Origin of the sequence: Methylobacterium sp. Leaf469, assembly GCF_001424745.1 — a bacterium.
Classification (GTDB): Bacteria; Pseudomonadota; Alphaproteobacteria; order Rhizobiales; family Beijerinckiaceae; genus Methylobacterium.
Genome location: NZ_LMRE01000042.1, coordinates 129,040 through 154,992 on the forward strand (window position 1 = coordinate 129,040; position 25,953 = coordinate 154,992).

The 25,953-nt window shown below is 71.5% G+C and carries 22 protein-coding genes; 6 read left to right on the forward strand and 16 right to left on the reverse strand.

Annotated features, from left to right (window positions below; translation table 11 throughout):
• Positions 1-16 precede the first annotated feature (16 nt).
• From ASG60_RS23215 to ASG60_RS17580, 8 genes are all read right to left on the reverse strand, one after another.
• Positions 17-1,933: a DUF2336 domain-containing protein gene (locus ASG60_RS23215; RefSeq protein WP_056386875.1), complete on the reverse strand. Its 1,917-nt coding sequence runs from the start codon at positions 1,931-1,933 to the stop codon at positions 17-19.
• Positions 1,930-3,090: a transglycosylase SLT domain-containing protein gene (locus ASG60_RS17550; RefSeq protein WP_056386877.1), complete on the reverse strand. Its 1,161-nt coding sequence runs from the start codon at positions 3,088-3,090 to the stop codon at positions 1,930-1,932. The genes ASG60_RS23215 and ASG60_RS17550 overlap by 4 nt, the downstream gene beginning before the upstream one ends.
• 108 nt (positions 3,091-3,198) lie before the next feature.
• Positions 3,199-3,471 carry an SH3 domain-containing protein gene (locus ASG60_RS17555; RefSeq protein ID WP_056261492.1) on the reverse strand — a complete coding sequence of 91 codons (273 nt, stop codon included), beginning with the start codon at positions 3,469-3,471 and terminating at the stop codon, positions 3,199-3,201.
• 8 nt (positions 3,472-3,479) lie between these two features.
• Positions 3,480-4,232, reverse strand: a complete 753-nt coding sequence (locus tag ASG60_RS17560) for an SDR family oxidoreductase (protein ID WP_056386879.1) — start codon at positions 4,230-4,232, stop codon at positions 3,480-3,482.
• On the reverse strand, positions 4,229-5,512 hold the full coding sequence (locus tag ASG60_RS17565) for a beta-ketoacyl-ACP synthase (protein ID WP_056386881.1): 1,284 nt from the start codon (positions 5,510-5,512) through the stop codon (positions 4,229-4,231). The genes ASG60_RS17560 and ASG60_RS17565 overlap by 4 nt, the downstream gene beginning before the upstream one ends.
• 320 nt (positions 5,513-5,832) lie before the next feature.
• A complete protein-coding gene (locus ASG60_RS17570; protein WP_056261501.1) occupies positions 5,833-6,963 on the reverse strand; it encodes a beta-ketoacyl-ACP synthase in 1,131 nt (376 codons plus the stop codon).
• Positions 6,960-7,445 (reverse strand): 3-hydroxyacyl-ACP dehydratase FabZ family protein, encoded by a 486-nt coding sequence (locus tag ASG60_RS17575; RefSeq protein WP_056261505.1) that lies wholly within the window; start codon positions 7,443-7,445, stop codon positions 6,960-6,962. Before ASG60_RS17575 ends, ASG60_RS17570 begins: the two co-directional genes overlap by 4 nt.
• A 19-nt stretch (positions 7,446-7,464) precedes the next feature.
• Positions 7,465-7,770 (reverse strand): acyl carrier protein, encoded by a 306-nt coding sequence (locus ASG60_RS17580; protein WP_056095482.1) that lies wholly within the window; start codon positions 7,768-7,770, stop codon positions 7,465-7,467.
• A 310-nt stretch (positions 7,771-8,080) separates the two neighbouring features.
• On the opposite strand from ASG60_RS17580, the gene ASG60_RS17585 reads away from it, so the two are divergent.
• Complete coding sequence (locus tag ASG60_RS17585) at positions 8,081-9,187, forward strand: AI-2E family transporter (RefSeq protein WP_082479204.1); 1,107 nt, start codon at positions 8,081-8,083, stop codon at positions 9,185-9,187.
• A 67-nt stretch (positions 9,188-9,254) separates the two neighbouring features.
• On the opposite strand, the gene acnA is transcribed toward ASG60_RS17585, so the two are convergent.
• The 3 genes from acnA to ASG60_RS22230 all read right to left on the reverse strand — a co-directional run bounded on the left by acnA (position 9,255) and on the right by ASG60_RS22230 (position 12,656).
• A complete protein-coding gene (gene acnA / locus ASG60_RS17590) occupies positions 9,255-11,960 on the reverse strand; it encodes an aconitate hydratase AcnA (RefSeq protein ID WP_056386999.1) in 2,706 nt (901 codons plus the stop codon).
• Positions 11,961-12,211: 251 nt separating this feature from the next.
• Positions 12,212-12,409: a DUF2283 domain-containing protein gene (locus ASG60_RS17595; protein WP_056261508.1), complete on the reverse strand. Its 198-nt coding sequence runs from the start codon at positions 12,407-12,409 to the stop codon at positions 12,212-12,214.
• Entirely contained in the window at positions 12,393-12,656 is a 264-nt protein-coding gene (locus tag ASG60_RS22230; RefSeq protein ID WP_082531819.1) for a DUF4258 domain-containing protein, read from the reverse strand. Before ASG60_RS22230 ends, ASG60_RS17595 begins: the two co-directional genes overlap by 17 nt.
• Before the next feature lie 332 nt (positions 12,657-12,988).
• Here ASG60_RS22230 and ccmA point away from each other — a divergent pair, with 332 nt between their 5' ends.
• From ccmA to ASG60_RS17615, 4 genes are all read left to right on the forward strand, one after another.
• On the forward strand, positions 12,989-13,672 hold the full coding sequence (gene ccmA / locus ASG60_RS17600) for a heme ABC exporter ATP-binding protein CcmA (RefSeq protein WP_056386883.1): 684 nt from the start codon (positions 12,989-12,991) through the stop codon (positions 13,670-13,672).
• Positions 13,672-14,337, forward strand: coding sequence for a heme exporter protein CcmB (gene ccmB, locus ASG60_RS17605; protein WP_200947689.1), 666 nt, complete (start codon positions 13,672-13,674; stop codon positions 14,335-14,337). Before ccmA ends, ccmB begins: the two co-directional genes overlap by 1 nt.
• Before the next feature lie 128 nt (positions 14,338-14,465).
• The gene (locus ASG60_RS17610; RefSeq protein ID WP_056261514.1) at positions 14,466-15,323 is read left to right on the forward strand and encodes an SDR family oxidoreductase; all 858 of its coding nucleotides are present in this window, start codon (positions 14,466-14,468) and stop codon (positions 15,321-15,323) included.
• A 252-nt stretch (positions 15,324-15,575) separates the two neighbouring features.
• On the forward strand, positions 15,576-15,941 hold the full coding sequence (locus ASG60_RS17615; RefSeq protein WP_056175331.1) for a cytochrome c family protein: 366 nt from the start codon (positions 15,576-15,578) through the stop codon (positions 15,939-15,941).
• 51 nt (positions 15,942-15,992) lie between these two features.
• On the opposite strand, the gene ASG60_RS17620 is transcribed toward ASG60_RS17615, so the two are convergent.
• The 3 genes from ASG60_RS17620 to ASG60_RS17630 are packed head-to-tail and all read right to left on the reverse strand — an operon-like array spanning position 15,993 to position 19,477.
• Positions 15,993-17,186 carry an L-dopachrome tautomerase-related protein gene (locus ASG60_RS17620; RefSeq protein WP_056386885.1) on the reverse strand — a complete coding sequence of 398 codons (1,194 nt, stop codon included), beginning with the start codon at positions 17,184-17,186 and terminating at the stop codon, positions 15,993-15,995.
• Positions 17,187-17,219: 33 nt separating this feature from the next.
• The gene (locus ASG60_RS17625) at positions 17,220-18,197 is read right to left on the reverse strand and encodes an SMP-30/gluconolactonase/LRE family protein (protein ID WP_056386887.1); all 978 of its coding nucleotides are present in this window, start codon (positions 18,195-18,197) and stop codon (positions 17,220-17,222) included.
• A 59-nt stretch (positions 18,198-18,256) separates the two neighbouring features.
• Positions 18,257-19,477, reverse strand: coding sequence for an L-dopachrome tautomerase-related protein (locus ASG60_RS17630; RefSeq protein WP_056305112.1), 1,221 nt, complete (start codon positions 19,475-19,477; stop codon positions 18,257-18,259).
• Positions 19,478-20,047: 570 nt separating this feature from the next.
• On the opposite strand from ASG60_RS17630, the gene ASG60_RS17635 reads away from it, so the two are divergent.
• Complete coding sequence (locus ASG60_RS17635; protein ID WP_056305110.1) at positions 20,048-21,517, forward strand: PAS domain-containing methyl-accepting chemotaxis protein; 1,470 nt, start codon at positions 20,048-20,050, stop codon at positions 21,515-21,517.
• Between the two features lie 42 nt (positions 21,518-21,559).
• Here the strand turns inward: ASG60_RS17635 and ASG60_RS17640 are convergent, their stop codons facing one another.
• Positions 21,560-22,465 (reverse strand): DNA-binding response regulator, encoded by a 906-nt coding sequence (locus ASG60_RS17640; protein WP_056175345.1) that lies wholly within the window; start codon positions 22,463-22,465, stop codon positions 21,560-21,562.
• Complete coding sequence (locus ASG60_RS17645; protein ID WP_082531820.1) at positions 22,458-25,943, reverse strand: ATP-binding protein; 3,486 nt, start codon at positions 25,941-25,943, stop codon at positions 22,458-22,460. Before ASG60_RS17645 ends, ASG60_RS17640 begins: the two co-directional genes overlap by 8 nt.
• Between the last annotated feature and the right edge of the window lie 10 nt (positions 25,944-25,953).

Sequence of the window (25,953 nt, forward strand, 5' to 3'; positions counted from 1 at the left end):
TACGTCGGCCGACGCCTCAGGCCGCGAGGCGGACGCGCTCCCGGTCGGCGCGGTAGCTCGCCACCAGGGCGTTCGGGATCGTGTCGAGGATATCCGCGACGGTCGCGGCGCGGGCGGCCTCGTCCGCACGCTCGGCCGCCCGCTGCTTTTCCGCCCGGTCCTCCTGGAACTGCGCCAGGATCGCGCGCGGCAGGGCTTCGAGGATGAGGCCGACGGGATCGCTCCGGGACGCGACGGGCGCGTCCTCGGCCGCGACGGCGTCCGGGATGTCGGTCGAGGCGGACGCGGCGTCGCCGTCGGCGATGGGCCCGAGGGCCGGCGGGGCTTCGCGGCTCTCCGGGGCTTCGGGCGCCTCCGGCAGATCCGCAAGCTCCGAGTCCCCAAGCTCCGAGTCCGCGTCGTTCGAATCCGCGAGGGCCATGTCCCCGAGGTCCAGGGGCGCGTGCTGCTCCGAGGCCGTCGGCCTCCCCCAGGTGGGTTGCGTCTCCGGGCGCGGCGCGGTCTCCGAAGGGTCGACCGCGGCCGCGGGGGGCTCCCGGTGGCCGGTGATCTCGGCGGTCTCCCGAAGCATCCGGCTCATGGCGGCCGCGTGCTGCGGAACGGGCGGGACCTGCTGCTGCGCCTCGCGCCACTCGGCGTCGAGGATCTCCGACTCGACCGCCCGCAGGTCGAGGGGCTGCGCGTCGACGTCCGTCGTGTCGAAATCCTGCGGGCCGGAGAGGAGCCCGTCGAACGCCGGCATGCCGAAGATCCGCGCCTCGGGGAAATCCGTCGCCGCCGGGGGCGCCAGGGCCGCGCGCTCGGTCATCGTCCGGGTCCGCGTACGCGCGGCGTCGCGGGCCGCTTCCGCCTCGAAGCGGGCGAGCAGCGCCATCACGCCCTGGGCCTCGGCGAAGGGCATGCTCTCGCAGGCGGTGAGGGCCCGCTCGATCATGAGGCGCGACAGGGCGGCGCCGTGGGCGGCGGTCTCGCCCCGGCCGGCCTCGCGCCAGGCCGAGAGGGCGGCGGTGAAGGCCGGCAGCAGGGGCTCGGGCAGTCCGGCCTTGCGGTGGAGGGCGGCGTAGGCGGCGTTGGCCCCCTCGTGCATGAGGCCCGCGACCCGTCCCGCCGGGAGGCCGGCGAGGTCGGCGAGGGCCGTCTCGGCGAACGGCATGTGGCCCGACAGGATCGCCCGCAGGATCAGGCCGGCGTTGAGCTGGCCGTGCCGGCGCAGGTGGGCGACGAGGCGGGCGAGATCGATGGGGTGGGCACCGACGCTGAAGGCCAGGGTCGCGCGCTCGCGCGCCTCGCGGCCGGCTCGCTCGCCCCGGGCGGGCGTCAGCCAGCCCGACGCCACGGCGAGGCGCGCCAGGGATTCGGCGACCCGGTCCGTGCAGGCCTGGCGGACTTCGAGGGGAAGGTGGGGCCGCGCCAGCACCGCCTCGCGCAAGGCCGCGTCGTCGCCGTGGCGGGCTACGAGGCGCAGGAGGCTTCCGGTGGTGACGCCGGCGCTGTGGTTGCCCACCAGGGCCGTGAGGGCGACGGGGCCGGCGATCTCCGCCATGGCGCCCGCCACCGCGTGCGACAGGTCGCGCCGCTCGGCGATGGCCCGGCGCGTGGCCTCGCAGCCGATGGCGACGCCGTCGACGAGGTCGGCATCCGTGAGGACGGGGGAGCGCCTGAGGACGATGCCGGCTATGTCCGGCAGGTCCCCGGCCAGGGCCACCACGAGGGAGCGCGGCGCGGTGGCGCTCGCCGCGCAGGCTTCGGCCAGCGCCCGGCGCACCATGGGGGCGGGATCGTCGAGGAGCGCGAGGATCGTGGCCTCGGTCTCGCCCGCCGTATCGGGGGCGAGGCCGCCGTGCAGGGTGGCCCGCACCAGGGCGCCGGCCGCCTCCGCCCGGCGCGCGGCCGAGGCGTGCTGCGTCAGGGCGAGGAACTGGCGGATGATCATGGGCCGCTCCGGGCGGTGAAGAGGGAGGAATCGAGGGGGGCGCCGGTCCGGGCGACCGAGGCGGTGGTGAACTCGGCCGGCCGCCGCGGCGGCAGCGGCGCGTCCACGAGGGCGGGGCCGGATGCGAGCGTCGAGGTCTGCGCCGCCAGGGTGACGGGGGGGGCCGTGGGGGCCGCCGCCGCCGTCGGCGCCGGTGCTGTCGCGGGCAGGACGGTGTCCGCCGTGCCGTCCGAGCGCGGGAAGTAGGTCGGCGCGGGTCGGCCGTCGGTGACGGCCCGGCCCTGCTCCGACGCGGCTCTGCCTTGCCAGAGCTTGGCCACCCCCTCCGAGATGGCGCCCTGGCGCTTGTCGGTCTGGAACAGGGAGCGCAGGCCCCCGTCGAGGGAGGCGTAGGCGGTGGGAGCCTCGGGCAGCACGATGGGGCTCGCAGGCGCCGATCCGCCCGCCTGGGCCGGAGACGCGCCCACGGGACCCGCCGTGGTGCGGGCCGTCGACAGGAGGGCGTAGAGTTCGGCGGCTCCCCGTGCCCGACCGGTCTTGTCGTAGAACAGGTTGCGGTTGGCGGCGGCCGCCTCCGGCATGTCGAGGGCGGCGACGCGGGCCGGGCTGGCCTGGGCGGTGTTGATGAGGGCGGCGGCCCCGCGGGCCCCGAGGACGTGGGCGGCGTAGAGGTCGCCCCCCGTGGGTTCGCGGCCCAAAGCCGCCGTCAGGGCTTCGCCGTTGCGCTGGGTCAGGGCGCCCGCCAGGGTCGCGGCGGTCTTGGGGTCGCGGCGCAGATCGAGGATGGTCTGGCGTGCGTCCGGGTCGGCCACCGTGTAGGTGCCGTCGGGGCGCGTCGTGATGGCGTCGGCGTAGGTTTGGAGGCCGAGCTTCGGCCCGGCGTTCTTCATGGTGCCGAGCCAGGTCTGCTCGATGAACTGGAACAGGCCCGTGGCCGAGGAGGTCCCGGCCTTGGCCGTGGGATTGAGGGCGGATTCGCGCTGGGCCGTCGCCAGGAGGTAGTCGAAGCCCACCCCGGAGCTCTGCGCCCCGTCCCGGATCGCCTCGACGACGGCCGAACCGGCGCCCGAGGCCGTGCCCGACGCCGCGCGCGTGCCCGCATCCCGGGCGGAGCCGGTGTCGCGGGCGGTGGCGGGGGGCGTGGTGAACAGGAACATGCGCCGTCCGGCTGAAGGCACGGCGCCGTGGTGGCGGCCTGTCCTTCGGGTCGGACTTTGCTCAACTATGGTAAAGGAAGCTTAAAGGGGTCGCGGCCGGGACATTGTTCAATCCGGCGCAAGGTAGCGTCGGCGCGCCCAGCCCAGGAGTGGGCCGGCCTTGACCCGGCACCAGGTCAGGCCGCTCGGGGTGTCGCTGGTGCAACCGAAGCCGCGCAGGCGCGCGCCGGCCGGCACCTGCCCGAGGGACGGGGCGGCGGCGTCCGGCGTCTCGCGGATCGTCAGGCCCTCGCCCCGCGGCAGGCCGTCGACCCGGAAGGCCTCCACGGCGTGGGCGGGTCCCGCCAGGACCAGGGCGATCAGCATGAGGGGCAGGCGCATGGCGGGCTTCAGGAGCGGTGCACGCCCATCATCGCCGTCAGACCGCCATCGACGGGCAGGACCGCGCCGGTGACGTAGGCGGCCCCCGCCCCCATGAGGAAGACGGCGAGCGCCGCCACCTCTTCCGGACGGGCGAAGCGCCCGGCGGGGATCTGGCGCTCCATGCCGGCGCGGTGGGCGGCGTAGGGGGCCATCATGCCGGTGTCGATGAAGCCCGGCGCGATGACGTTCACGGTCACGCCGCGCTTGGCCGATTCGATGGCGAGCGTCCGGCAATAGGCGATGAGCGCGCCCTTGCTCGCCGCGTAGGCGGCGTTGCCGGGGTTCGCCCGCAGCGCCGCCACCGAGCCGATGGCGACGATGCGGCCCGAGCGCGCCCGGATCATGCCGCGCACCAGGGATTTGGCCAGCCGCGTCAGGGACCAGAAGTTCACCTGCATGGCGGCTTCCGCCCGGTCCTGATCGAGCATGGCCGCCAGCGCGTCGGAGGATTGCCCGGCATTGTGGACGAGGCCGTAGAAGCCCGCCTCCTCGTGGTCCGCGCAGAACGCCTCGAGGGCGTCGCGGTCGGCGAGGTCGAGGGCGTGGGCCGTCACCGCGCGGTCGGGATGGGCGGCCGCCAGCTCGGCCACCAGGGCCTCGGCGGCGGGCGCCGACGAGCGGTAGGTGAAGGCGACGTCGTGGCCGGCGCCGACGAGCGCCCGCACCAGGGCGGCGCCGAGGCCGGACGCGCCGCCGGTGACGAGGATGCGGGTGCTCATGCGGGCTCGTCCCCGAGCACGAGGCAGGTGTTCTGCCCGCCGAAGCCGAAGGAGTTCGAGAGCACGCGGGACACCCGCGCGTCGCGGGCGGTGGCGACCACGTCCAGCGGGATCGCCGGGTCCGGCACCAGGTAGTTGATGGTCGGCGGGATGCGGCCGTGCGTGATCGTGAGGAGCGAGACCACGGCCTCGATGGCCCCGGCCGCCGTCAGGGTGTGGCCGATCATCGACTTGTTTGACGAGATCGGCAGGCGGCCGATGCGCGCCCCGAACACGGCGGCGCAGCCCATGGCCTCCATCTTGTCGTTCTCCGGCGTCGAGGTGCCGTGGGCGTTGACGGTGTCGATGGCGTCGGGGCCGACGCCCGCATCGTCGAGGGCCGCGCGGATCGCCGCGATGCCGGGCGCGCCGTCGGGGCTGGAGCGGGTGCGGTGGAAGCCGTCGCCCTTCTCGCCGCAGCCGAGGACGTAGCCGAGGATCTTTGCCCCCCGCGCCCGCGCGGATTCGGCGTCCTCCAGCACCAGGGCGCCGGCGCCCTCGCCCATGACGAAGCCGTCGCGGTTCTTCGAGAACGGCTTCGAGGCGCCCTCCGGCGGGTCGTTCTGGGTGGAAAGGGCGGAGAGCAGGGAGAAGCGGATCAGGGATTCGGGGTTCACCGAGCCGTCGGTGCCGATGCACAGGGCCGCCGTCACCTCGCCCCGGCGGATCGCCTCGACGCCGAGCTGGATCGCGGTGGCCCCCGACGAGCAGGCGGTGGAGAGCGAGATGGGCGAGCCCCGGTTGCCGAACCGGTCGGCGATGTTCTCCGCCACGGTGCCGAAGATGAAGAGGTCGTGCCACGCGTCGAAGCGGCGGCTGGCGGCAGCGCGCTGGAGGTCGGCGTAGGTGATCGGCCCGTCCTGGCCCGACGCCACCGCCATGGCCCGGCGCTGGGGCCATTCCATCTCGACGGGCGGCACGGCGATGAACAGCGCACCGGGAAAGTCGCCTTTCGGACCGAGTCCGGATTGCGCGACGGCCTCCTCGGCGGCGGCTTCGGCGAAGCGCTGCGACAGGGCGGGGGCGACGAGCGGATCGGTGTCGAGGAAATCGACGGTGCCGGCGATGCGGGTGCGCAGGCCCTCCGTGGGGAAGCGCGCGATGGTGTGGATGCCCGAGCGCCCGGCGGTGAGGGCCGCCCAATTGTCGGCCTGGCCCTGGCCGAGGGACGTCACGATGCCGAGGCCCGTGACCGCCACCAGGGGGCGGCCCTTGCTGTCGCGAAAGGAAGCGTTCGTCATCGCGCCGTTCTACACCGTTTCACGGATCTTGGGGCCTGGGGCCGGGGTACCGCTCTCCCCCACGTGACCTACCGAATCCGAACGCATGTCGCGTTCTCGCCGTCGTCGGGGCAGCGGGTTACGGACGGCACCCGGCTTCAAGGGGCGATGCGCAACGGGGCTCCCTCTCCTGAAAGGAGAGGGTTGGGGTGAGGTGTGCGAACTCTCCGAAAGGGTCACACACCTCACCCTGTCCCTCTCCTTCCAGGAGAGGGGACCTGCGCTGCCCGAGAGAACTCTGAACCCTGGCAGCCACTCGGGTGAAATCCCAGTGCCGTCCATCAGGCCGCACAGACGCGGAGTACGCCCTCGCCGCGGCGGTGGCCGATGGTGGTGACGGCGACCTCGCGGGCCCGACCCTGCGCCACCAGCCCGGCCGCCAGGGCCGCGCCGAAGGGCGCCGTCACTTCGAGCGTGTGGCCGGTGACGTCGCCGAGCGCCGTCACGGGGATGCCGGGCGCGAGGCGGCCGAGGGCCGCGCCCTCCTCCGCCGTGATCCCGCCGACGCCCGTGGCGCCGGAGAGGACGTGGTCGGGGGCCTCGAATCCGGCGTCGCGCCACAGGGTCTCGACGCTCCGCGCCGTGGCGCCGGGGGCGCGGCGGGTGCGGTCGCTGTGCACCGGCATGAGCCGGGCGAGCGCCTTCGCGCCGCGGGCGCGAGCGTGATCCGCCGATTCGAGGACCAGGAAGGCGGCGCCGCTGCCGAGGATGAACCCGCCCTCCCCTTCGCTCTCTCGGGAGAACACCGGGCGGAAGGGTTTGGCGCGCAGGTATCCGCCCATCTCGTGGACCACCATCACGTCCGGCCGCTCGGCGCTGTAGGAGCCGCCCACGAGCATGCAGTCGACCTGGCCCGAGGCGATGCGGGCCTGGGCGATGCGCAGGGCATCGGTGCCGGCGGCCTCCTCGCCCATGAAGGTGCGGGACGCGCCCGTGACCCCGTGCACGATGGCGATGTTGCCGGCGAGCAGGTTCGAGAGCTGGGCGAGGAACAGGGTCGGGCGCAGGTCGTTGAGCAGGCGCTCGTTGAGGTAGGCGCCCGGGTCCGCGGCGTCGCGAAGCCCCGTCAGGATCGCCCCGTCCACCTCCGTGTCGCGTTCGCCGCCACCGCAGGCCACGACGAGGTGCATGGCGCCCTTCAGGGCCGCGTTGCCCTTCAGGCCCGCCGAATCGAGGGCGAGGCCGGCGGCGTAGACGCCGAGGCGCTGCCACGGCTCCATCTGGCGCTGGTCGGATTTTTTCGGGATCTGCCCGTCCAGCGCCAGCGGCGCCACGGGATGCACCGTGTAGGGGGCGAAGCGCTCGGTGTCCGTCCGGGCCGGGGCGCCGGCGTCCAGGGCGTCGAGATGGGCCGCGATGCCCTCGCCCGCGCAGGAGACGAGACCGAGGCCGGTGACGACGACGTCGTTCATGCTGGCTCCGGTTCCGTCGTGAGCCCCGCGAGAGCCAGGAGGCCGATCCGCTGCGCCCGCGCCCGCATGGGCGCGTCGAGGCCGTCGGGGAACGGCATGGTGCGGAAGCGCAGTTCGGCGTTGCAGAGCGGCTTGCCGTCGTGCCGGATGGCCGCCTTGGTCACGGCGTAGCCCGAGCCGTCATGCTCCAGGCTCGCCTCCACGGCGAGCTCGGCGCCGGGCCCGACGAAGGCGCGGAACCGCGCCTTGTCCACGCCCATGAGGAACGGCATCTGGCGGAAGTCGAGATGGGCCAGGATGAGGTAGCCCGAGGCCTGCGCCATGGTCTCGGTGAGCAGCACGCCCGGCACCAGGGGGTGGCCGGGGAAGTGCCCCTCGAAGACTGGGCTCTCCAGGGGCACCCGAGCCATGGCCTCGATCCGGCCGGCGGCCCGGTCGAGGACCGTGACCGCGTCGATCATCTCGAAATATTCGAGCCGCATGGCTGAGGTTCCGGCGGCTTCAGGAGGCTTTGGCGGCCTTCTCGGCCACGAGGGCGTCGATGCGGGCGCAGAGGTTCTTCAGGACGAAGTATTCCTCGGCCGGGACCTTGCCCTCGTTGACCTCCTGGGTCCAGCGCTCGAGGGGCAGCTTGATCCCGAAGGCCTTGTCCACCGCGAAGGCGATATCGAGGAAGGCGAGGCTGTCGATGCCGAGATCGTCGATGGCGTGGCTCTCCGGCGTGATGGTGTCGCGCGGGATGTCGGCGGTGTCGGCGATGATTTCCGCGACGCGGTCGAAGGTGGCGGTCTGGGTCAGGTCGGACATGCGTTCTCGCCGTGTTTGCTGGATATCCCGCCGCCCCGTTCCGCGCCGACGTGGGGCGGACCTCGAGGCCGGCCCATGATGCCCGGTGCCCCCGGTCGCGCAGCATGCCCTGCCGGACGACGCCGCGCGCCGTCCCCGAAAGATGAAGGCGGTCCCTTACACGAGGGGGGTAGACCGGGCAACCGTGCCGCTTGCCCGGGGCGGCCTCCGGATCGTGAGCGCGGGGTCATTCCGCACACAGCGTCGGCGGCCTAGATGAGGGCTCGGCCGTCCGCCGCGGGCGCCGCCGTCCTCCGAGGCTTTCCCATCCATGCCCCTTCCCCCTCGCACCGCCGATCCGGCGCCGGCTCCCCCTCCGCCCGGTGCCCTGACGCCGCGGGCGCAGGGCGTCGCCCGCATCCTCCTCGTGGTGGGCCTCGCCGCCCTCGGGCTCTGGGTGCTGCACCCGTTCCTGCCGGCCCTGGCCTGGGCGGTGATCCTCGCCATCGCCCTGTGGCCCCTCTACGCCCGGGCCGAGCGGCGCTGGCCGCCGGGACGGCACAACCTGCTGCTGCCGAGCCTGTTCACCCTGGGGGTCGCCCTGGTGTTCCTCCTGCCTCTGGTGGTGCTCGGCATCGAGGCGGCACGCGAGGCGCACGACGTCGTCGCCCTGGCGCGTTCGGCCGAACAGACCGGCCTGCCGGTGCCGGAGGTTCTTTCGCGCGTTCCCTTCGGCGCACAGGCGAGTGCGTGGTGGGCGGCGAACCTCAGCCATCCGCAGGCGGGCGCCGACCTCCTGCACCACCTCGACAAGTCCACCGCGCTGGGCCTGTCGCGCAGCCTCGGGGCGCAGATCGTCCGGCGCAGCGTGCTGTTCGGCTTCAGCCTCGTGGCCCTGTTCTTCCTGTTCCGAGACGGGAAGCTCGTGACCGCCCAGGTGCTCACGGCGAGCGCCCGCCTGTTCGGCCCGCGCGGCGAGCGGGTCGCCCGCCAGATGGTGGCGTCGGTCCACGGCACCGTGGACGGCCTCGTCCTCGTCGGCCTCGGCGTGGGCGTGGTTCTGGGGATCGTCTACTATTTCGCCGGCGTGCCGCACCCGGTGCTGCTCGGCGCGCTGACCGCGGTGGCGGCCATGATCCCGTTCGGCGCGCCCCTGGTCTTCGGCGCCGCCGCCCTGGTGCTCCTCGCCGCCGGCTCGGTGGTTCCGGCGGCGGTGGTGGTGGTGGCGGGCTTCGTCGTCACCTTCGCGGCCGACCACTTCGTCCGCCCCGCCCTCATCGGCGGCACGACGCAGCTGCCGTTCCTCTGGGTGCTGCTGGGAATCTTGGGCGGCGTCGAGACCTTCGGGCTGCTGGGGCTATTCCTCGGCCCGGCCGTGATGGCGGCGCTAATCCTGCTGTGGCGGGAGTTCACGGGCGGGGACGCGCAGGCGGCCTGAGCGCCCCCGACGAAAAAGGCCCCGTCCTCGCGGGCGGGGCCTTCGTTCATCGGAGGGCTTGCCGATCCTACGCCGCGAGCGAGCGCAGTACGTACGGCAGAATCCCGCCATTCCGATAATACTCGAGCTCGTCGAGGGTATCGATCCGGCAGGTCAGCGGGACGTCGCGCTTGGTGCCGTCGGCGGCGGTGATCTGGGCCACCAGGGTCTGGCGCGGCTTGAGGTCGCCCGACAGGCCGAGGATCGTCACGGTCTCGTCGCCCTTGAGGCCAAGGGTCTCCCAGCTCGTGTCGCCCTGGAACACCAGGGGCACGATGCCCATGCCGACGAGGTTCGAGCGGTGGATGCGCTCGAAGCTCTCGGCCACCACGGCGCGGACGCCCAGCAGCTTCGTGCCCTTCGCCGCCCAGTCGCGCGACGAGCCGGTGCCGTATTCCTTGCCGGCGAACACCACCAGGGGCGTGCCCTCGGCCTGGTACTTCTGCGCCGCGTCGTAGATGAACATCCGCTCGCCGGAGGGCTGGAACAGGGTCCAGCCGCCCTCGACCACGGTGCCGGCCTCGTCGCGGACCATCTGGTTCTTGATGCGGATGTTGGCGAAGGTGCCGCGCATCATGACTTCGTGGTTTCCGCGCCGGGTGCCGTACTGGTTGAAGTCCTGCACCCGGACCTGATGCTCCTGCAGGTAGGCGCCCGCCGGGGAATTCGCCCGGATGTTGCCCGCCGGCGAGATGTGGTCGGTGGTGATGGAATCGAGGAAGAGACCCAGGATGCGGGCGTCGACCACGTCCTCGACGGGGGCCGGGGTCTTGGTCATGCCCTCGAAGTAGGGCGGGTTCTGCACGTAGGTGGAGGTCGAATCCCACTTGAAGGTCTCGGCCTCGGTGACCTCGACGGCCTTCCAGTAATCGTCGCCGCCGAACACGTCGGCGTAGCGCGACTTGAACAGGGCCGAGGTGATGTTGGCCTCGATGAACTCCGCGACCTCCGCCGTCGAGGGCCAGATGTCCCGGAGGTAGACGGGCTGGCCGTCCGACCCGTTGCCCAGGGGCTCGGTGGCGAGATCGATCTGCATGGAGCCGGCGAGCGCATAGGCGACCACGAGGGGCGGCGAGGCGAGGTAGTTCGCCCGGACGTCGGGGTTCACCCGGCCCTCGAAGTTGCGGTTGCCCGAGAGCACGGCGGCGGCCACCACGTCGTTGTCGTTGATGGCCTTCGAGATCGGCGCCGGCAGCGGCCCGGAATTGCCGATGCAGGTGGTGCAGCCGAAGCCGACGAGGTTGAAGCCCAGGGCGTCGAGGGGCTTCTGGAGCCCGGCGCTCTCCAGGTACTCGGCCACCACCTGGGAGCCGGGGGCCAGCGAGGTCTTCACCCAGGGCTTCGAGCGCAGGCCCTTGGCCACGGCGTTGCGGGCGAGGAGGCCCGCGCCGATCATCACGCTCGGGTTCGAGGTGTTGGTGCAGCTCGTGATGGCGGCGATGACCACGTCGCCGTGGCCGATGTCGAAGTTGGCGCCCTCCACCGGGTAGCGCGTGGCGATGTCGGCGGCGCGCTTGAACTCCGTCTCCATGGAGCCGGCGAAACCGGGTTTGGCCGCATCGAGGAGCACCCGGTCCTGCGGGCGCTTGGGGCCGGCCAGCGACGGACGCACGTCGCTCATGTCGAGCTCCAGGGTGTCGGTGAACACCGGGTCCGGGGTCTGGGCGTCGCGCCACATCCCCTGCGCCTTGGCGTAGGCCTCGACCAGGGCGATGCGCTCGTCCGTGCGGCTGGTGACGGTGAGGAAGTCGATGGTCTTCCGGTCGATGGGGAAGAAGCCGCAGGTGGCGCCGTATTCGGGGGCCATGTTGGAGATGGTGGCGCGGTCGGCCACCGCCATGTCGTCGAGGCCGGGGCCGTAGAACTCCACGAACTTGCCGACCACGCCCTTCTTGCGCAGCATCTGCGTGACCGTGAGCACGAGGTCGGTGGCGGTGGTGCCCTCGGGCAGCTTGCCCGACAGCTTGAAGCCGACGACCTCGGGGATCAGCATCGATAGGGGCTGGCCCAGCATGGCGGCCTCGGCCTCGATGCCGCCGACCCCCCAGCCCAGCACCGCGAGGCCGTTGACCATGGTGGTGTGCGAATCGGTGCCCACGAGGCTGTCCGGGTATGCGACCGGGAAGGAATCGCCGTCGCCCTGCTTCGTCCAGACCGTCTGCGACAGGTATTCCAGGTTCACTTGGTGGCAGATGCCGGTGCCGGGCGGGACCACCGAAAAATTGTCGAAGGCCGACTGGCCCCACTTCAGGAAGGTGTAGCGCTCGCCGTTGCGCGAGTATTCCAGCGCCACGTTGTCGGCGAGCGCCTTGGGGGTGCCGAACTCGTCGACGATGACCGAGTGGTCGATAACGAGGTCGACGGGCACCAGGGGGTTGATCTTCTGGGGGTCGCCGCCCAGCGCCACCATGGCGTCGCGCATGGCGGCGAGATCCACCACGGCGGGCACGCCGGTGAAGTCCTGCATCAGCACGCGGGCGGGCCGGAAGGCGATCTCGGTCTCGGTCTTGCCGAGGTTGCCCAGCCACGCGACGGTGGCGGAGATGTCGTCCTTCTTCACCGAACGGTTGTCCTCGAACCGCAGCAGGTTCTCGAGGATCACCTTCATGGAGAACGGCAGGGCGGTGGCGTCGGCCAGGCCCGCCTTCTCTGCATGGGGAATTGAGTAGTAGGTGTAGGACTTGTCCCCGACGGTGAGGGTCTGGCGGGACTGGAAGCTGTCGAGCGATGCCACGGCGTTGATGATCCTCGCGAGCGGTTGGTCGAACACGCGCAGGCATAACCTGCGCCACGAAAGCTGTGCTCGGCTGGGTGCGCTGGAATGCGCGCGCCGCTCCGGGGGTGCCCGGACAGGTTGTTGCGCGAAGGACGGTTTGGACGCCCTGAGACTCGCGCGGCGCAGCCTGACGCCCGTATAGAACACTTCGAAACTGGCCGCTACCGGTGGGCTGACAGAGCGGTGGGTCTGTCGTCGGCGGGAGGGGGCTACGCCGCGGCGAGGTGCGCGAAATCCGCGCCTTCGGCCACGTGTTCGGAAGCGTCGAGGATCTCGATCCCGACGACACGTCCGGCGGCATCGAAATCGAGCATGATGCCCGGACGCACTTCCTCGCTCCCGACGATCGTGGCGTCGGCGAGCTGCACGTAGAGTGCGTCCGCCTCACGGTCATACCGGGATTTCATGCGTGCCGGGCCCCCACCCACGATCGAGGAATGCTGTGATCACGTGAAAGGTTGAGGCCGAGCGTATCACATAAACGACGCGAAGCACGCGGCCGTCCCGTTCGGGCAATGCGCGGAAGGCCCGCCGTCGATCCGGATGCAAAGGATCGGGCTCCACGGCATCCGGGGTCAGGATCGTCCGCTCCACCCAAGCCTCATCCAGGGTACGCAGGGCGATCTGGTCCCGTGCGTGTTGGGCGTAGGTGATGGTCGGAGCAGGCCTGACACCCGTGTGTGAACGATCGCGCGCCTCGGTCGAGGAAAGCCCATTCGTTCACGCTCCACAACGGATTCTCGGCAAAAGCACGTTTCGGTTGTGGGTGGGCGGGCGAAGGCGGATCGCAGACACGAAGGGCCGACGCAGGCGGCGAGGGTCTGACGACCTTTCCGCGCATGGGGTCTCGCCACTGAACGATCCGCGTGCGATGGGCGGGGTGCCGAGCGGTGCGAGGCTCTGAATTTGTCGCATGGACCGGATCGGCGACTGGCGCGACATCGTTCCGTGGCCGGTTCGACGAGGCTCATGATCCAGGACCCCCCGTGCGGCTGACCGCCCAGACCCTCGCCGTCCGCCGCTCCGGCCGCCGCATCTTTTCGGACGTGTCGTTCACGCTCGGCGCGGGCGAGGCCCTGATGGTCACCGGCCGCAACGGTGCGGGCAAGTCGACCCTGCTCGCCGTGCTGGCCGGTCGCCTCAAGCCCGAATCGGGGACGCTCACCGTGCACGAGGTCGGCGAGGCGACCCTGCCCGAGTGCCTGCACGTGGTCGGCCACCGCGACGGCCTGAAGAGCCCGCTGACGGCGGAAGAGAACCTCGCCTTCGCCCGCGATCTCCTGGGCGCGCCCACCGCGAGCCCGCGCGCGGCCCTGGAGGAACTCGGCCTCGGCCACGCGTTGCGGCTGCCGGTGGCCTACCTGTCGGCGGGCCAGCGCCGCCGGGTGGCGCTGGCCCGCCTCCTCGTCTGCCGGCGGCCGCTGTGGCTCCTCGACGAGCCGACGGCGGCCCTCGACGTCGCCTCGCAGGCCGTGCTCGCCGGCATGATGGCGCGACACCGGGCGACGGGCGGCCTCGTCATCGCGGCGACCCACCAGGCGCTGGGCCTGGAGGGCGCGCGCGAACTGCGCATCGAGGCGGCCAGGAGCGAGGCGGCCAAGAGCGAGGCGGCCAGGAGCGAGGCGGCGGCGACGCCGTCCGACGCTGCGACCGGAGACGTGTGGTGGTGATGCGCGCCCTGAAGGCCCTCGTCGTCCGCGACCTCGCGCTGGCCGCCCGGGTCGGCGGCTCGGGGGCGCTCTCCCTCGTGTTCTTCCTCATGATCGTCGCCGTGGTGCCGTTCGCGCTGGGGCCCGACCTCAACCTGCTGTCGCGGATCGGGCCGGCCATCCTGTGGCTGGCCGCAGTGCTCGCCACCCTCATCGGCCTCGACCGCCTGTTCCAGGCCGACGAGGAGGACGGCTCCCTCGACCTGATGACCGGCGCGCCCGTGCCCATGGAACTCGTGGTGCTCGCCAAGGTGCTGGCCCACTGGCTCACCACCGGCCTGCCCCTCGCGCTCGCCGTCCCCCTGTTCGGCCTCCTCGTGGCGCTCGACGGCACGGCCATGGCGGCCACCAGCCTGACGCTGCTGGTCGGCACCCCGGCCCTGACCTTCATCGGCGCCGTCGGCTCGGCCCTGACGGCCTCGATCCGGCGCGGCGGCCTCATCCTCGCCGTCCTGGTGCTGCCCCTGATGATCCCGACCCTGATCTTCGGCGTCTCGGCGAGCGAGGCGGCGCTCGGCGGCACGGTGCCGTTCACGACGCCGCTGGCCATCCTCGCCGCCCTCAGCCTCATCGCCGGCGTCGTCGGGACCCTGGCCTCCGCCGCAGCGCTCCGCTGGAGCGAGTGAGCGCAGCGCCGAGACAGCCGTCGCTCGTGTAACGTGGATTGGTGTGACCTTCGGCCCCGCGAACCAGGCCGGGGCAGGGCGCTTGTCCCGTGGACGGCCCCCCGGGGCCCCGAGCGACGAGAGCCCGCATGGTCGATTACCCCAAGCCCCCCTTCCCGCAGCCGCCGATTCCCTATCCGGGCCGGTCCGCCGAGATGACCCCCAAGCCGGATCACGGCGAGGAGAGCTACCGGGGGTCGGGCAAGCTCACCGGAAAGGTCGCGCTCATCACGGGGGGCGACAGCGGCATCGGCCGGGCGGTCGCCATCGCGTATGCCCGCGAAGGCGCCGACATCGCGCTCAGCTACCTCGACGAGCACGACGACGCCCGGGACACCGCCGCCTGGGTCGAGCGTGCCGGCCGCCGCGTGGTTCTGCTGCCGGGCGATGTCGCCGACCACCGACATTGCGCGGCCCTGGTCGACAAGACCGTTTCCGAGCTCGGCCGCCTCGACATCGTGGTGAACAACGCCGCGTTCCAGAAACTCGCCGACACCCTCGAGGAGATCGAGATCGCCGATTGGGACCGGCACTACGCCGTCAACGTCCACGCGATGTTCTACATCCTCAAGGCCGCCTCGCCGCACCTCAAGGCCGGGGCGTCGATCATCAACACCGCTTCGGTGAACGCCAAGACCCCCGTGGAGCAGCAGCTCGCCTACTCGTCCACCAAGGCGGCCATCACCAACATGACCGCCAACCTCGCCCGGATCCTGGGCGCGCGCGGCATCCGCGCCAACGCGGTGCTGCCGGGGCCGATCTGGACGCCCCTGATCCCCTCGACCATGTACACCGAGCAGGTGGAAAAGTTCGGCTCGATGACCCCCGCCGGACGCCCCGGCCAGCCGGCGGAACTCGCGGGCGCCTACGTGCTCCTCGCCTCCGACGAGGGTAGCTACATGAGCGGCGCCATGATCGCCGTGACGGGCGGCATGGTCACCCTCTGAGGGTTTTCTGCGAGGCCTCTATCGCTCCGGAGCCGGTCGTGGCCGGGCGGTCCGGACATCGGGGCAGGCGGAAATCGCCCGGTGCGCCGTCCGGACGGCCGGGCCGTCCATGATCGGAGAGGCGACACGATCCCGGCACCTGGTCTAATCCCGCCTGGGAACCGACAAGGTGTCGCAGGCCGATGGCCGGCCCTACGTCCGGTCGTCCCGCGCCATAGTTACGAGTCCCTATCCATCGCGATGGGGGAAACCATGAAGCCAATCGTTCTCGGCACGGTCCTGACACTTGCGCTCTCGCTCGGCGCGCATGCGCAGGACATGGGTGACGCCGCGGCGGGCGAGAAGGCGTTCGCCCCCTGCAAGGCCTGCCATCAGGCCGGCAAGAACGGGGTCGGCCCCAATCTCGTCGGTGTCGTCGGCCGCGCCGCCGGAACCTACGAGGGCTACAACTACTCCGCCGCCCTCAAGGGCTCGGGGATCACCTGGGACGACGCCAATCTGCACGAGTGGCTGAAGAATCCCAAGGCCAAGGTGCCTGGAACGAAGATGGTCTTCGCCGGCTATCCCGACGACAAGAAGATCAACGACGTCGTCGCCTACCTCAAGACCCTGAAATAGGTACCCTGCCGGCTCCACCCCCGATGGCCGGGAAGGAGCCGGCGTCTCCCCTCACGCCGGGTCGGCGTCGATCCGGATCTTCAGGATCGCGTAGGGCGGCGCCTGCCGATCGGTCCCGTTGTTGTATTCCGGCCGGCGGTTCACCTGGGCGGCCGAGATGTGGAGCCAGCGGTCGGGGGTGATCCAGAATGTGTCGGCCCAGATCAGGCGCGGGTCGGCGGCTAGGATCTCGACGGTGCCGTCGGGGCTGCGCCGGCCCACCGCGTTGAATTCCTGCAGGGCGAGGTACACCCGGTCCTTCGAATCCGTGGTCAGGCCGCCGGTCATGCCCTTCTCGCCGAGATCGTCGACCCCGGCCGCCACCCCGGCATCGGTGACCTGCGGGTCGAGCAGGGCGGCGGTGTCGACGGCGTAGAGGTGCCGGCCGATGAGGGGGGCGTAGTACAGGCGCCGCCCGTCGGGGGAGAGCGCGATGCCGTTGGCGCCGCCCTGGACCGGACGGGGCGGGGCATCGCCCTTGCGCTGGACGACGGCGCGCCCCTCGACGAACTTCGTCAGCCCCTTCTGCGACTTGGTGCTGGCGTGCCCGTGCAGGCGCCGCACCACCCGCCCGGTGGCGAGGTCGACGGCGAGGAGCGCGCCCTCCCCGTCCTGGCCCTGGTCGGTGATGTAGGCGCGGGCGTACCCGTCCCGGATGTCGATGCGCAGGTCGTTGAGGGACGAGGTCGGGGCGATGCCGGATTCCAGCGGCACCACCCGCAGGATGCGGTTGCCGACGATGTCCATCTGCACCAGCTTGGCGCCGCCCTTCACCGGCGGCCCCGAGCCGTCCGGCAGTCCGGCATCGAGGAGCCACAGGGTGTCGTCCCGGTCGAACACGCCGTTGGGAACGTGGAAGAAGCGTGTCTGCGCCTTGTCCGGATCGGGCTGGTTGGTTTCCAGATCGGGATAGGGCCGCACGGCCCCGCCGGGCAGGACCTCGCCCACGGTGTAGGGCACCTTGGCGTCGAAGCGCGGCATCATGATGAAGGCGCGGCCGCCGCGCGCGATGGCGAGGCCCGTCGGCGTCGAGGGCGCATCGGCCACGAAGGCGAGTTCGAGGCCCGCTGGCGTCCGGTCCGTCGTCACGGCACCGGTTTTTGACTCGTGAGCGCCGGATTCGGATTTCGCCGTCGCACCGGAGGCGGGCAGCAGAGCGGCCCCGGTGAGGCCGGCGGCGAGGAGGTCGCGTCGGGCGAGGGTCATGATGGGTCTCGGGTGTTCGAAGGGGATGAGAGCTCAGCCGTGGGCGGCGCCGCGGACCCGAAGGTCGATGGCCAGGATAGCGGGGCCGGACGCGATGAAGAGGCGGCGGCCGTCGGGGCCGCCGAAGGTGACGTTGGCGGCATCCGTGGCGGTGGCGATGCGGCCGAGGCGCCGTCCGTCCGGCGTGTAGACCCGGACGCCGTCGCCGCACGCGGCGTAGACACGCCCGTCCGCATCCACCGCGAGCCCATCGGGCACGCCCGCGTCCAGGGTGGCGAAGGTGCTCGGGGCCCCGAGCGTGCGCCCGTTCTCGACGGGGAACGCCAGGATGGCGCGGGCGCCTTCAGGGTTGAGGGAGGCGCCGGTCTCGCTGACGTAGAGGCGGCGCCCGTCCGGACTGAAGGCGAGGCCGTTGGGCTGGTCGAGGGCGTCGCTCATGCCCGTGAGCGTGCCGTCGGGGTCGATGCGATAGACCCGCCGCGCGGCCTGCGCCGGTTCGCGCACGATGCCCTCGTCCGGCATGGAGATGCCGAAGATCGGATCGGTGAACCAGAGTGCGCCGTCGGGCGCCAACGCCACGTCGTTGGGCGAGTTCAGGGGCTGCCCCCCGTAACGGTCGGCCAGGACCGTGAGGGACCCGTCGGCCTCGGCCCGCACCACGCGCCGGCCCCGGTGCTCGCAGGTCACCAGGCGTCCCTTGGCGTCGAGGGTGTTGCCGTTGGCGTTGTCGGACGGGTCGCGGAAGGTTCTGGTCTTCCCGTCGTCGCCGATGAGCAACATCCGGTTGGACCGCACGTCGCTGAAGACCAGGCCGCCGAGGTGACGCGCGTAGCATGGCCCCTCGCACCAGCGTCCCTCGGAATACAGGGACGTGAGGCGCGCGTCGCGATCGACCACGGCCGCGAAGTCCGGATCGTCGACGTGCAGGACCGGTGCGGCGGCGGCCGCCCTCGGGATCGCGGTCAGGGCGAGGCCGAGGGCGGCCCGGCCGAGGAAGGTACGTCGGTGCATCGTCGCCCTGGGTTCGAGGAAGCGGCGGGCGGCCCCGTGAGGCCGCCCGGTCGTCGGGGTCAGCGCGCCGGCCGGGTGGAGCCGGTGGCGTCCGGGGCGGCGGGCTTGAAGCTCCAGAGGTCCGTCGGCAAGGCCGCCGGCGCGTCGGGCTTGTAGAAGGCCGAATCCTGGATTCGCGAGGTGGTGACGTAGAGGGTTCCGTCCGGGCCCTCCGCGAAGGTGTCGGGCCAGCGCAGGCGCGCGTCCTTGATCAGGGTGGCGGTCGCGCCGCCCTTGGCGGAAAGGTCGCGTACCTTGATGGAATCGTCCTGGGGCGAGGTGATGTACATCCGCCCATTCGTCCGGGAAATGATCAGCCCGTCCGCCGGGCCGTTCTCGCCCACGGTCTCGATCTTGCCCGAGAGGCTCTTGTCGGCGAGCGCCGTCGGCATCAGGGCCGTGGTGACGCCCTCCGCCAGGGCTTCCGTCGGCAGGCTGTAGAGGGTCTTGCCCTTGATCGCCTGCCAATAGAGGGTCCGGCCGTCGGGCGAGAGGGCGATGCCGTCGGCCGCGAACTCGACGCCGCGCCCGTCCGGCCGGCGCAGGGGCTTGCCGTCGTAGGTCACGGTCACGCCCTTGTCCGCTTGCGTCGAGGGATCGCCGTCGAGGACGCGGCGGGCCTTGCCGCTGGCGAGGTCCACCACCACGAGGGCGCCCTTGGCCCCCGAATCCGTGAGGTAGGCGGTCCTGCCATCGGGCGAGAAGCGCACGTCGTTGAGATAGGAGCCCTGCGGCGCCACCGTCTCGTCGAACGCGATGGTGCGGGCAGGCTGGTTCGTCCGGAGGTCGATCTCGACGAGCTTCGCGCCGCCCGGCACCAGGGCGCCCATGGCGGGGGCGGCGGGATCGAGGACCCAGAGGTTGCCGTCCGGGCTCGCGACCACGCTCTGCACGCAGACCCAATGATCCTTGGCCGAGACCTCGCCCTTCTTCGCGTTGCGCCAGGAATTCCAGGCGGCATCGGGGAACGGCACCACCTTGCCGTCCTTCACCTCGGCGACGGACACCTCGGTGTCCTCGGTCCATCGCGGAAAATTGACGAAGATCCGGCCGTCCTTCGACACGGTGACGCCGGTGACCTGATGCTCGAAGCTCGCGACCTTCGTCAGCGCATCTCCGGCCGGCACGTTGCCGGTCGGCGTGCCCCCGGGGGCCGGTTGCGCGCGGGCGGGAGATCCGCCCAGAGCCGTACCGACGGCGAGGGCGGTCAGGAGGGAAGTAGCGGTCGTGTGTCGGGTCATTGCGATCTCACGGGGCGGAAAGGCTCGGGATTCGTGACGACAACGCACGCACCCGCGGCCAAGCTTCATCCCGGCCGAAACCTCGTCCCGTCCGCTCGTCTGGGGTGCGGCGAACGGGCGCCGGATGTCGCGTCCGTCCGGTGTCTAGGGATCGCCGAGGACGGCGACGGATCTCGCCGGGTCGGCGTTGGTAGTCGATGGTCCTTCGCCGCGAGGCCTTGCCAGAAGCCAAGGACCACTTCGGCGAAGAGGCTAACGGTCCGGACCGCGACACGGGCCGACCGAGCGGATCTACTGTGCTTTCGACCTGTATGTGGGAATGGATGCGCTGCCGTCCGGCCTGATCGACTATGTTCCGCTATCATTTGATCTTATCTCAAGATAACCCGAACTCTTGTTTGAGGATCATCGGATAACGTACTCGTGATCAATAATTCGCGTGGCAGGCGAGTGTCTGCGACGATCAGACATTGGAAAATGTCTTTGGCGATTGAGGGATTATTAAGCGCAACTTGCCATACGGGTCCTGCACGCGCTGGGGGGTATTCCAGCCCAGAGGGAGAAACCGAGATGTTTGATTCCGGCAGTCGCGCCACGCTCGATGCGATCGATCGTTCGCAGGCGCGGATCGAGTTCGATCCGAAGGGGGCGGTGCTGGACGCGAACGGGCTCTTCCTCGACCTGCTCGAATATCCCCTCGCCGAGGTCCGGGGCCGGCATCATAGCCTGTTCGTCTCGGCCCAGGAGCGGGAGAGCCCGGCCTACGAGACGTTCTGGGCGGCCCTGCGTGCCGGTCAGTTCCAGGCGCGCGAGTTCATGCGGACCACGAAGAGCGGTCGCGAGATCTGGATCCAGGCGTCCTACAATCCGGTCCTGAACCGGGCCGGCAAGGTGGTGAAGGTGGTCAAGATCGCCACCGACATCACGGCCCAGAAGCAGCGCATCGCTTCCTACGAGGGGCAGATCGCGGCGATCAACCGCTCGCAGGCCGTGATCCACTTCACCCCCGACGGGGTGGTCACCGACGCCAACGCGAACTTCCTCGACGCCCTCGGCTACCGCCTCGACGAAATCAAGGGGCGCCACCACAGCCTGTTCGTCTCCCCCGAGGAGCGCGACGGTCCGGCCTATGCCGGGTTCTGGCGCAGCCTGGCCGGGGGCGAGGCCCATTCGGGCGAATTCCGCCGGTTCGCCAAGGGCGGCCGCGAGGTCTGGATCCACGGGGCCTACAATCCGATCCTGGGGGCCGACGGCAAACCTTACGCGGTGGTGAAGTTCGCCAACGACGTCACGGCCCAGGTGAACGATCGCAACCGCCGCCGCGACGGCCAGCGCCTCATCGACAACGACCTCGCCCTCATCACCGATGCGATCTCCGGCGTGAGCCGTCAGGCGGCATCCACGGCCGAGGCCGCGGCCCAGACCTCCGGCAACGTCCAGGCCGTGGCGGCCGGCGCCGAGGAGTTCTCGTCCTCCATCGAGGAGCTGAGCCGGCACGCCGTCGAGGCCAAGGGCGCGGCCGACGAGGCCGTGGCCCGGGCGGGCGAGGCCGGGACCATCATCTCCGGGCTCACCGCCTCGGCCGAGAAGATCGGCGAGGTCGTCACGGTGATCCGCTCCATCGCCGACCAGACCAACCTGCTGGCGTTGAACGCCACCATCGAGGCGGCGCGGGCCGGCGAGGCGGGCCGGGGCTTCGCCGTCGTCGCCGCGGAGGTGAAGGCGCTGGCCAACCAGTCGTCCCGCGCCACGGAGGAGATCGGCACGCAGATCGCGGCGGTGCAGGCCTCGACGAACCGGGCCGTGCACGCCATCGAGGCCATCGGCCGGACCATCGGGCATCTCAGCGAGATCTCCCTCAGCGTCTCGTCGGCGGTGACGGAGCAGGCCGCGGTCACCCGCGACATGTCGGTGAACATGCAGAACGCGGCCCAGAGCGTCGAGCTCGTCCGCCAGACCATGGACGGCATCGCCCGGGCGGCCCACGACGTCGACGCCTCCGTCCAGGCGGTCAGCGGCGCGGCGCGCGCCCTGGCGTGACGATCCGGAGCGGCAGCCCCTCCGGGTGCGCCGCCGCTCCGCTCACCCCAGATCCTGCAGGTGGCGCGCGGCGATGAGCGAGGCCGCCGTGCGGTTCTCGACGCCGAGCTTGGCGTAGATCCCCTCGAGGTGCTTCGTCACCGTGCGGGGGCTCAGGCCCAGGATCTCGCCGATGTCGCGGCTGGCCTTGCCGCGCGACAGCCACAGCAGCACCTCCGCCTCCCGCCCGGTCACGGGCAGGCGCGCGCGCAGGCGCTCGATCCCGGCCTCCACGGGGTCGCGGGCGAGGCGCAGCAGGATCTCGTCGCCCGTGCCGCCGATGAAGCTCAGGGTGTGGGCGACGCCGTCGCGGTCGGTCAGGGTCAGGGGCGCCGAGACCGTTCCGGCGACGGAGCCCCGCAGCCAGTCCCGCCCCTGCGGCGGCAGGCCGCCCGCGCCCGGGTCGCCGAAGCCCGCGAGCAGGCGCGCCGCCTGGGGGGTCGACCACAGCACCGCCCCCTGCCCGTCCACCGCGAACAGGGTGCGGCCGGTGGTGTCGAGGGCCGCGCGTGCGCTCTGGGCCGCCCGGGCGCCCGCGAGGTGCACCCGGATGCGCGCCAGGATCTCGTCCGGCGCGATGGGCTTCGTCACGTAGTCGACGCCCCCCGCCTCCAGGCCCTTCACGATGTGCTCGGTCTCCGACAGGCCGGTCATGAAGATCACCGGCACGTGGGCGAGGTGGCCCTTGGCCTTGAGGTGGCGGCAGGTCTCGAACCCGTCCATGCCGGGCATCACCGCGTCGAGAAGGATGATGTCGGGGGTGATCTCGTCGACCAGCGCCAGGGCGAGGTCGCCCGCCACCGCCACGAGCACCGTGGCGCCCGAGCGCTCGATGGCGTCGGTGAGGAAGCTCAGGGTGTCGGGGGAATCGTCGACCACCAGGACGATGTCGCGCTGGGGCTCACGCATGGCCGGCGGGCTCCGGCTCGGCCGCCGTCGCGGGCGTGTCTTCGTTCACTGACCCGTGCTGGGCCGCGGGCGCTTCCTGAGCCGCGGGCGCTTCCTGAGCCACGGGCGCTTGCCGCAGTGCTTCGAGCACGCTCATGACGCGGCGCAGATCGTAGGCCGCCACGAGGCCGCGCATCCGCGCCAGGAACGCGGACGGCGGATCAGGCTCCTCCGCCATCCGCGCGAGCTTGGCCTCCAGGCCGCGGACGTGGCCGATCCGGGCGAGGCGCAGGAGATCCGCCACGGCGTCCGGCCGGGGCGGCGGGCCCGCTTCGTCCGCGGCGGCGGGCGGCGTGTCGGACGCGGGCGCCGGGTCCGGCGCGCTCCAGGCGAGGCCGAGCAGACCGGTGACGATCTCCAGAAAATCGCGCAGGTCGAACGGCTTGGCGATGATGGCGTCGTGGGGCGCGTCGTGCCCCCGCGACGGGCTGATCTCGTGGACGTTGGCCGACATCATGGCGATCCGGGCGGTCTGGCCGGCCTCACGCAAGGCCCTGGCCAGGACCCAGCCGGTCATGCCCGGCATGGCGATGTCGAGGAGGAACAGATCGGGCGGATGCCGGGCGGCGAGGTCGAGGCAGGCGGGGCCGTCTGCGGCCTCGATCACGATGAGCCCGAGGGGTTCGAGGATGTCGCGCATGAGGCCGCGATGGGCGGCGTCGTCGTCGGCGACCAGGATGGTGCGGCGCGCACCCGTGTAGGTCCGCGGCACCGCGGACGCCTGGGCCGCCAGCCGCACGGGTTTCGGCCGCGCCACGGAGGCGAGCATGAGGCGCAGGCGAAAGCAGGTGCCCTGCCCCACCGTGCTCTCCACGGTGATCTCCCCGCCCATGATCTGGGCCAGCAGGTGCGCGATGGTGAGCCCGAGGCCGGTGCCCGGGGTGGTCAGCGCCGCCGCCATGGAGCCGCGCTCGAACGGCTCGAACACCCGCTGCAGATCGTCGGCCGGAATGCCGAGGCCGGTGTCGCGGATCGTGAACACCGCGATCTGGCTGCGATAGGCGAGGTCGAGGGCGACGTGTCCCTTCGGCGTGAACTTCACGGCGTTCGACAGGAGGTTGAGCAGGATCTGGCGCAGGCGCTTCTCGTCGGTGGCCACCACCACCGGCAGGGTGTCCGGCCGGGTGAAGCGGAACTCGAGGCCGGCGCCCTCGGCCTGGAGGCGGATCATGTCGCCGATCTGATCGAGGAAATCCGAGAGCCTGATTTCATCGCGATGAATCTGCAGGCGACCCGCCTCCATGCGGGAGATGTCGAGGAGCCCGTCGATGAGCCCCGACAGGTGTTGGGCCGAGCGCCGGATCACCCGGATGCCGTTCTGGCGCGGCGCCGGGATGGAAGGATCGCCCTCCAGCAATTGCGCGTAGCCCAGCACCGCGTTCAGCGGCGTGCGCAATTCGTGGCTGATGCCGACCACGTAGCGGCTTTTCGCGAGGTTCGCCGCCTCGGCCGCCTCCTTGGCCTGCTGGAGCTTCAGGTCGGTGATCTTATGGGCGGCGATCTCGGCTTGGTAGAGCCCGGTCTGGCGGGCGGTCTCCTCCAGGGCGACGTGGCGGCTCTCCTGGGCGAGCACGAACAGCCACGCGACGATGCCGAGGATCACGATGAGGATGAGGAACACGGAGGTGAGCGCGGCGGCCAGCATGTCCCGGTGCTCGGGGTGCTCCGAGACCGCGCCCGCATGGACGATGCCGAGGATCAGCGCCACGGCGCTGACCAGTGTGAGCATCAGGGCGAGGTAGCGCCCGAGCGGTGCGCCGATCCAGATCGCCGTGCGGGCCGGCAGGACGCGTGCGAGGACGCCCTGCGCCTGGGCATCGAGGCGACCGTGCGGCTTGCACAGGTCGCCGCAGCGGGCATCGAGCGAGCAGCACAGGGAGCAGATCGCCCCGCCATAGGCCGGGCACTCGGCCATGTCCTCGGGCTCGAACGGATGCTCGCACACCCGGCAGGTGATGGCGGCCGCGCCGTTCCAGTCGGTTTTCGGGGTTCGCGCGAGGTAGTAGCGCCCGCCCGTGCCCCACGCGATGGCGGGGGCGGCGGCGAAGGCGACGACGAGGGCCAGCATCGGGCCGAACGGCGTGAGCGTGACGCCGAGCCAGCCGAGATGCGCGGCGAAGCCAGCGCCCATGGACAGGGCCATGGCACCCGTGCCGACGGGGTTGATGGCGTAGAGGTGCGCCCGCTTGAACTCGATGCCGGGGGGCGACAGGCCCAGCGGCTTGTTCACCGCGAGATCGGCGCTGAGCGCCCCGACCCAGGCCGAGACCACCACCGCGTAGAGGCTGAGGGTGCTGGCCAGGGTCTTGTCGATGCCGAGTTCCATGAGCAGGAGCGCGATGGCGACGTTGAACACCAGCCAGACCACGCGCCCCGGATGGCTGTGGGTGAGGCGGGAGAAGAAGTTCGACCACGCGATGGAGCCCGCATAGGCGTTGGTGACGTTGATCTTGATCTGCGAGACCACGACGAACACGGTCATCAGGGCGATGGCCCAGGGGCCCGGCGCGACCACGTAGCCGAAGGCGATCGTGTACATCTGCGTCGGTTCCGCCGCCCGGTCGGCTGGCACACCGTGGCGCAGGGCCAGGATGGCGAGGAACGAGCCGAGCAGGATCTTGAGGAAGCCCGGGACGATCCAGCCCGCCCCCGCACCGAGCACGGCGGCCCACCAGCGGCGCTCCCCGCCGGGTTCCATCGCGGGGACGAATCGCAAAAAGTCGACCTGCTCGCCGACCTGCGCCAGGAGGGCGAGCAGGATGCCGGTGGCGAGGCCGAATCGGGCGAGATCGAACCCGCCGGCACCGGTTTCCCCGGCATGGCCGAGCCACTCGCCCACGGGCGCCCCGCCCTGCCAGGCGATGCAGGCGAGCGGCAGCAGGTTGAGGACGATCCACAGGGGCTGGGTCCAGATCTGGAACCGGCTGATGAGGGTGATGCCGTAGATCACCAGCGGAATCACCGCCACCGCGCTGACGAGGTAGCCCAGCGCCAGGGGCAGGCCGAAGCACAGTTGCAGGGCCATCGCCATGATCGCCGCCTCGATGGCGAAGAACAGGAACGTGAAGCTCGCATAGACCAGCGAGGTCACCGTCGAGCCGATATAGCCGAAGCCCGCGCCCCGGGTGAGGAGGTCGATGTCCACGCCGTAGCGGGCCGCGTAGGCGCAGATCGGCACGGCGGTGGCGAAGATGATGAGCACCACCACCACGAGGGCCGCGAGGGTGTTGGTTAAGCCCAGGGCGAGCACCAGGGTGCCGCCGATGGCCTCCAGCGCCAGGAACGACACGGAGCCGAGCGCCGTCTGCGCCACCCGCAGGCCCGACCAGCGCCGCGCCGCCTTGGCGGTGAAGCGCAGGGCGTAGTCCTCCAGCGTCTCGTCGGCGACGAAGCGGTTGTAGTCGCGCCGGATCGGCAGGATGCGCTGGTGCTGGGGCATGGGTCGGCAC

Excerpts from the sequence above, each read along its gene's own strand:
- ASG60_RS17550 (WP_056386877.1), bottom strand. The coding sequence starts at position 3,090 with ATGTTCCTGTTCACCACGCCCCCCGCCACCGCCCGCGACACCGGCTCC.
- ASG60_RS17560 (WP_056386879.1), bottom strand. The coding sequence starts at position 4,232 with ATGAGCACCCGCATCCTCGTCACCGGCGGCGCGTCCGGCCTCGGCGCC.
- ASG60_RS17620 (WP_056386885.1), bottom strand. The coding sequence starts at position 17,186 with ATGACCCTCGCCCGACGCGACCTCCTCGCCGCCGGCCTCACCGGGGCC.
- ASG60_RS17630 (WP_056305112.1), bottom strand. The coding sequence starts at position 19,477 with ATGACCCGACACACGACCGCTACTTCCCTCCTGACCGCCCTCGCCGTC.
- ASG60_RS17570 (WP_056261501.1), bottom strand. The coding sequence starts at position 6,963 with ATGAACGACGTCGTCGTCACCGGCCTCGGTCTCGTCTCCTGCGCGGGC.
- ASG60_RS17640 (WP_056175345.1), bottom strand. The coding sequence starts at position 22,465 with ATGCGTGAGCCCCAGCGCGACATCGTCCTGGTGGTCGACGATTCCCCC.
- ASG60_RS17595 (WP_056261508.1), bottom strand. The coding sequence starts at position 12,409 with ATGAAATCCCGGTATGACCGTGAGGCGGACGCACTCTACGTGCAGCTC.
- ASG60_RS17565 (WP_056386881.1), bottom strand. The coding sequence starts at position 5,512 with ATGACGAACGCTTCCTTTCGCGACAGCAAGGGCCGCCCCCTGGTGGCG.
- ASG60_RS17580 (WP_056095482.1), bottom strand. The coding sequence starts at position 7,770 with ATGTCCGACCTGACCCAGACCGCCACCTTCGACCGCGTCGCGGAAATC.
- ASG60_RS17625 (WP_056386887.1), bottom strand. The coding sequence starts at position 18,197 with ATGCACCGACGTACCTTCCTCGGCCGGGCCGCCCTCGGCCTCGCCCTG.
- ASG60_RS17575 (WP_056261505.1), bottom strand. The coding sequence starts at position 7,445 with ATGCGGCTCGAATATTTCGAGATGATCGACGCGGTCACGGTCCTCGAC.
- ASG60_RS17645 (WP_082531820.1), bottom strand. The coding sequence starts at position 25,943 with ATGCCCCAGCACCAGCGCATCCTGCCGATCCGGCGCGACTACAACCGC.
- ASG60_RS17610 (WP_056261514.1), top strand. The coding sequence starts at position 14,466 with ATGGTCGATTACCCCAAGCCCCCCTTCCCGCAGCCGCCGATTCCCTAT.
- ccmB (WP_200947689.1), top strand. The coding sequence starts at position 13,672 with ATGCGCGCCCTGAAGGCCCTCGTCGTCCGCGACCTCGCGCTGGCCGCC.
- ASG60_RS23215 (WP_056386875.1), bottom strand. The coding sequence starts at position 1,933 with ATGATCATCCGCCAGTTCCTCGCCCTGACGCAGCACGCCTCGGCCGCG.
- ASG60_RS17615 (WP_056175331.1), top strand. The coding sequence starts at position 15,576 with ATGAAGCCAATCGTTCTCGGCACGGTCCTGACACTTGCGCTCTCGCTC.
- ASG60_RS17635 (WP_056305110.1), top strand. The coding sequence starts at position 20,048 with ATGTTTGATTCCGGCAGTCGCGCCACGCTCGATGCGATCGATCGTTCG.
- ASG60_RS17585 (WP_082479204.1), top strand. The coding sequence starts at position 8,081 with ATGCCCCTTCCCCCTCGCACCGCCGATCCGGCGCCGGCTCCCCCTCCG.
- ASG60_RS17555 (WP_056261492.1), bottom strand. The coding sequence starts at position 3,471 with ATGCGCCTGCCCCTCATGCTGATCGCCCTGGTCCTGGCGGGACCCGCC.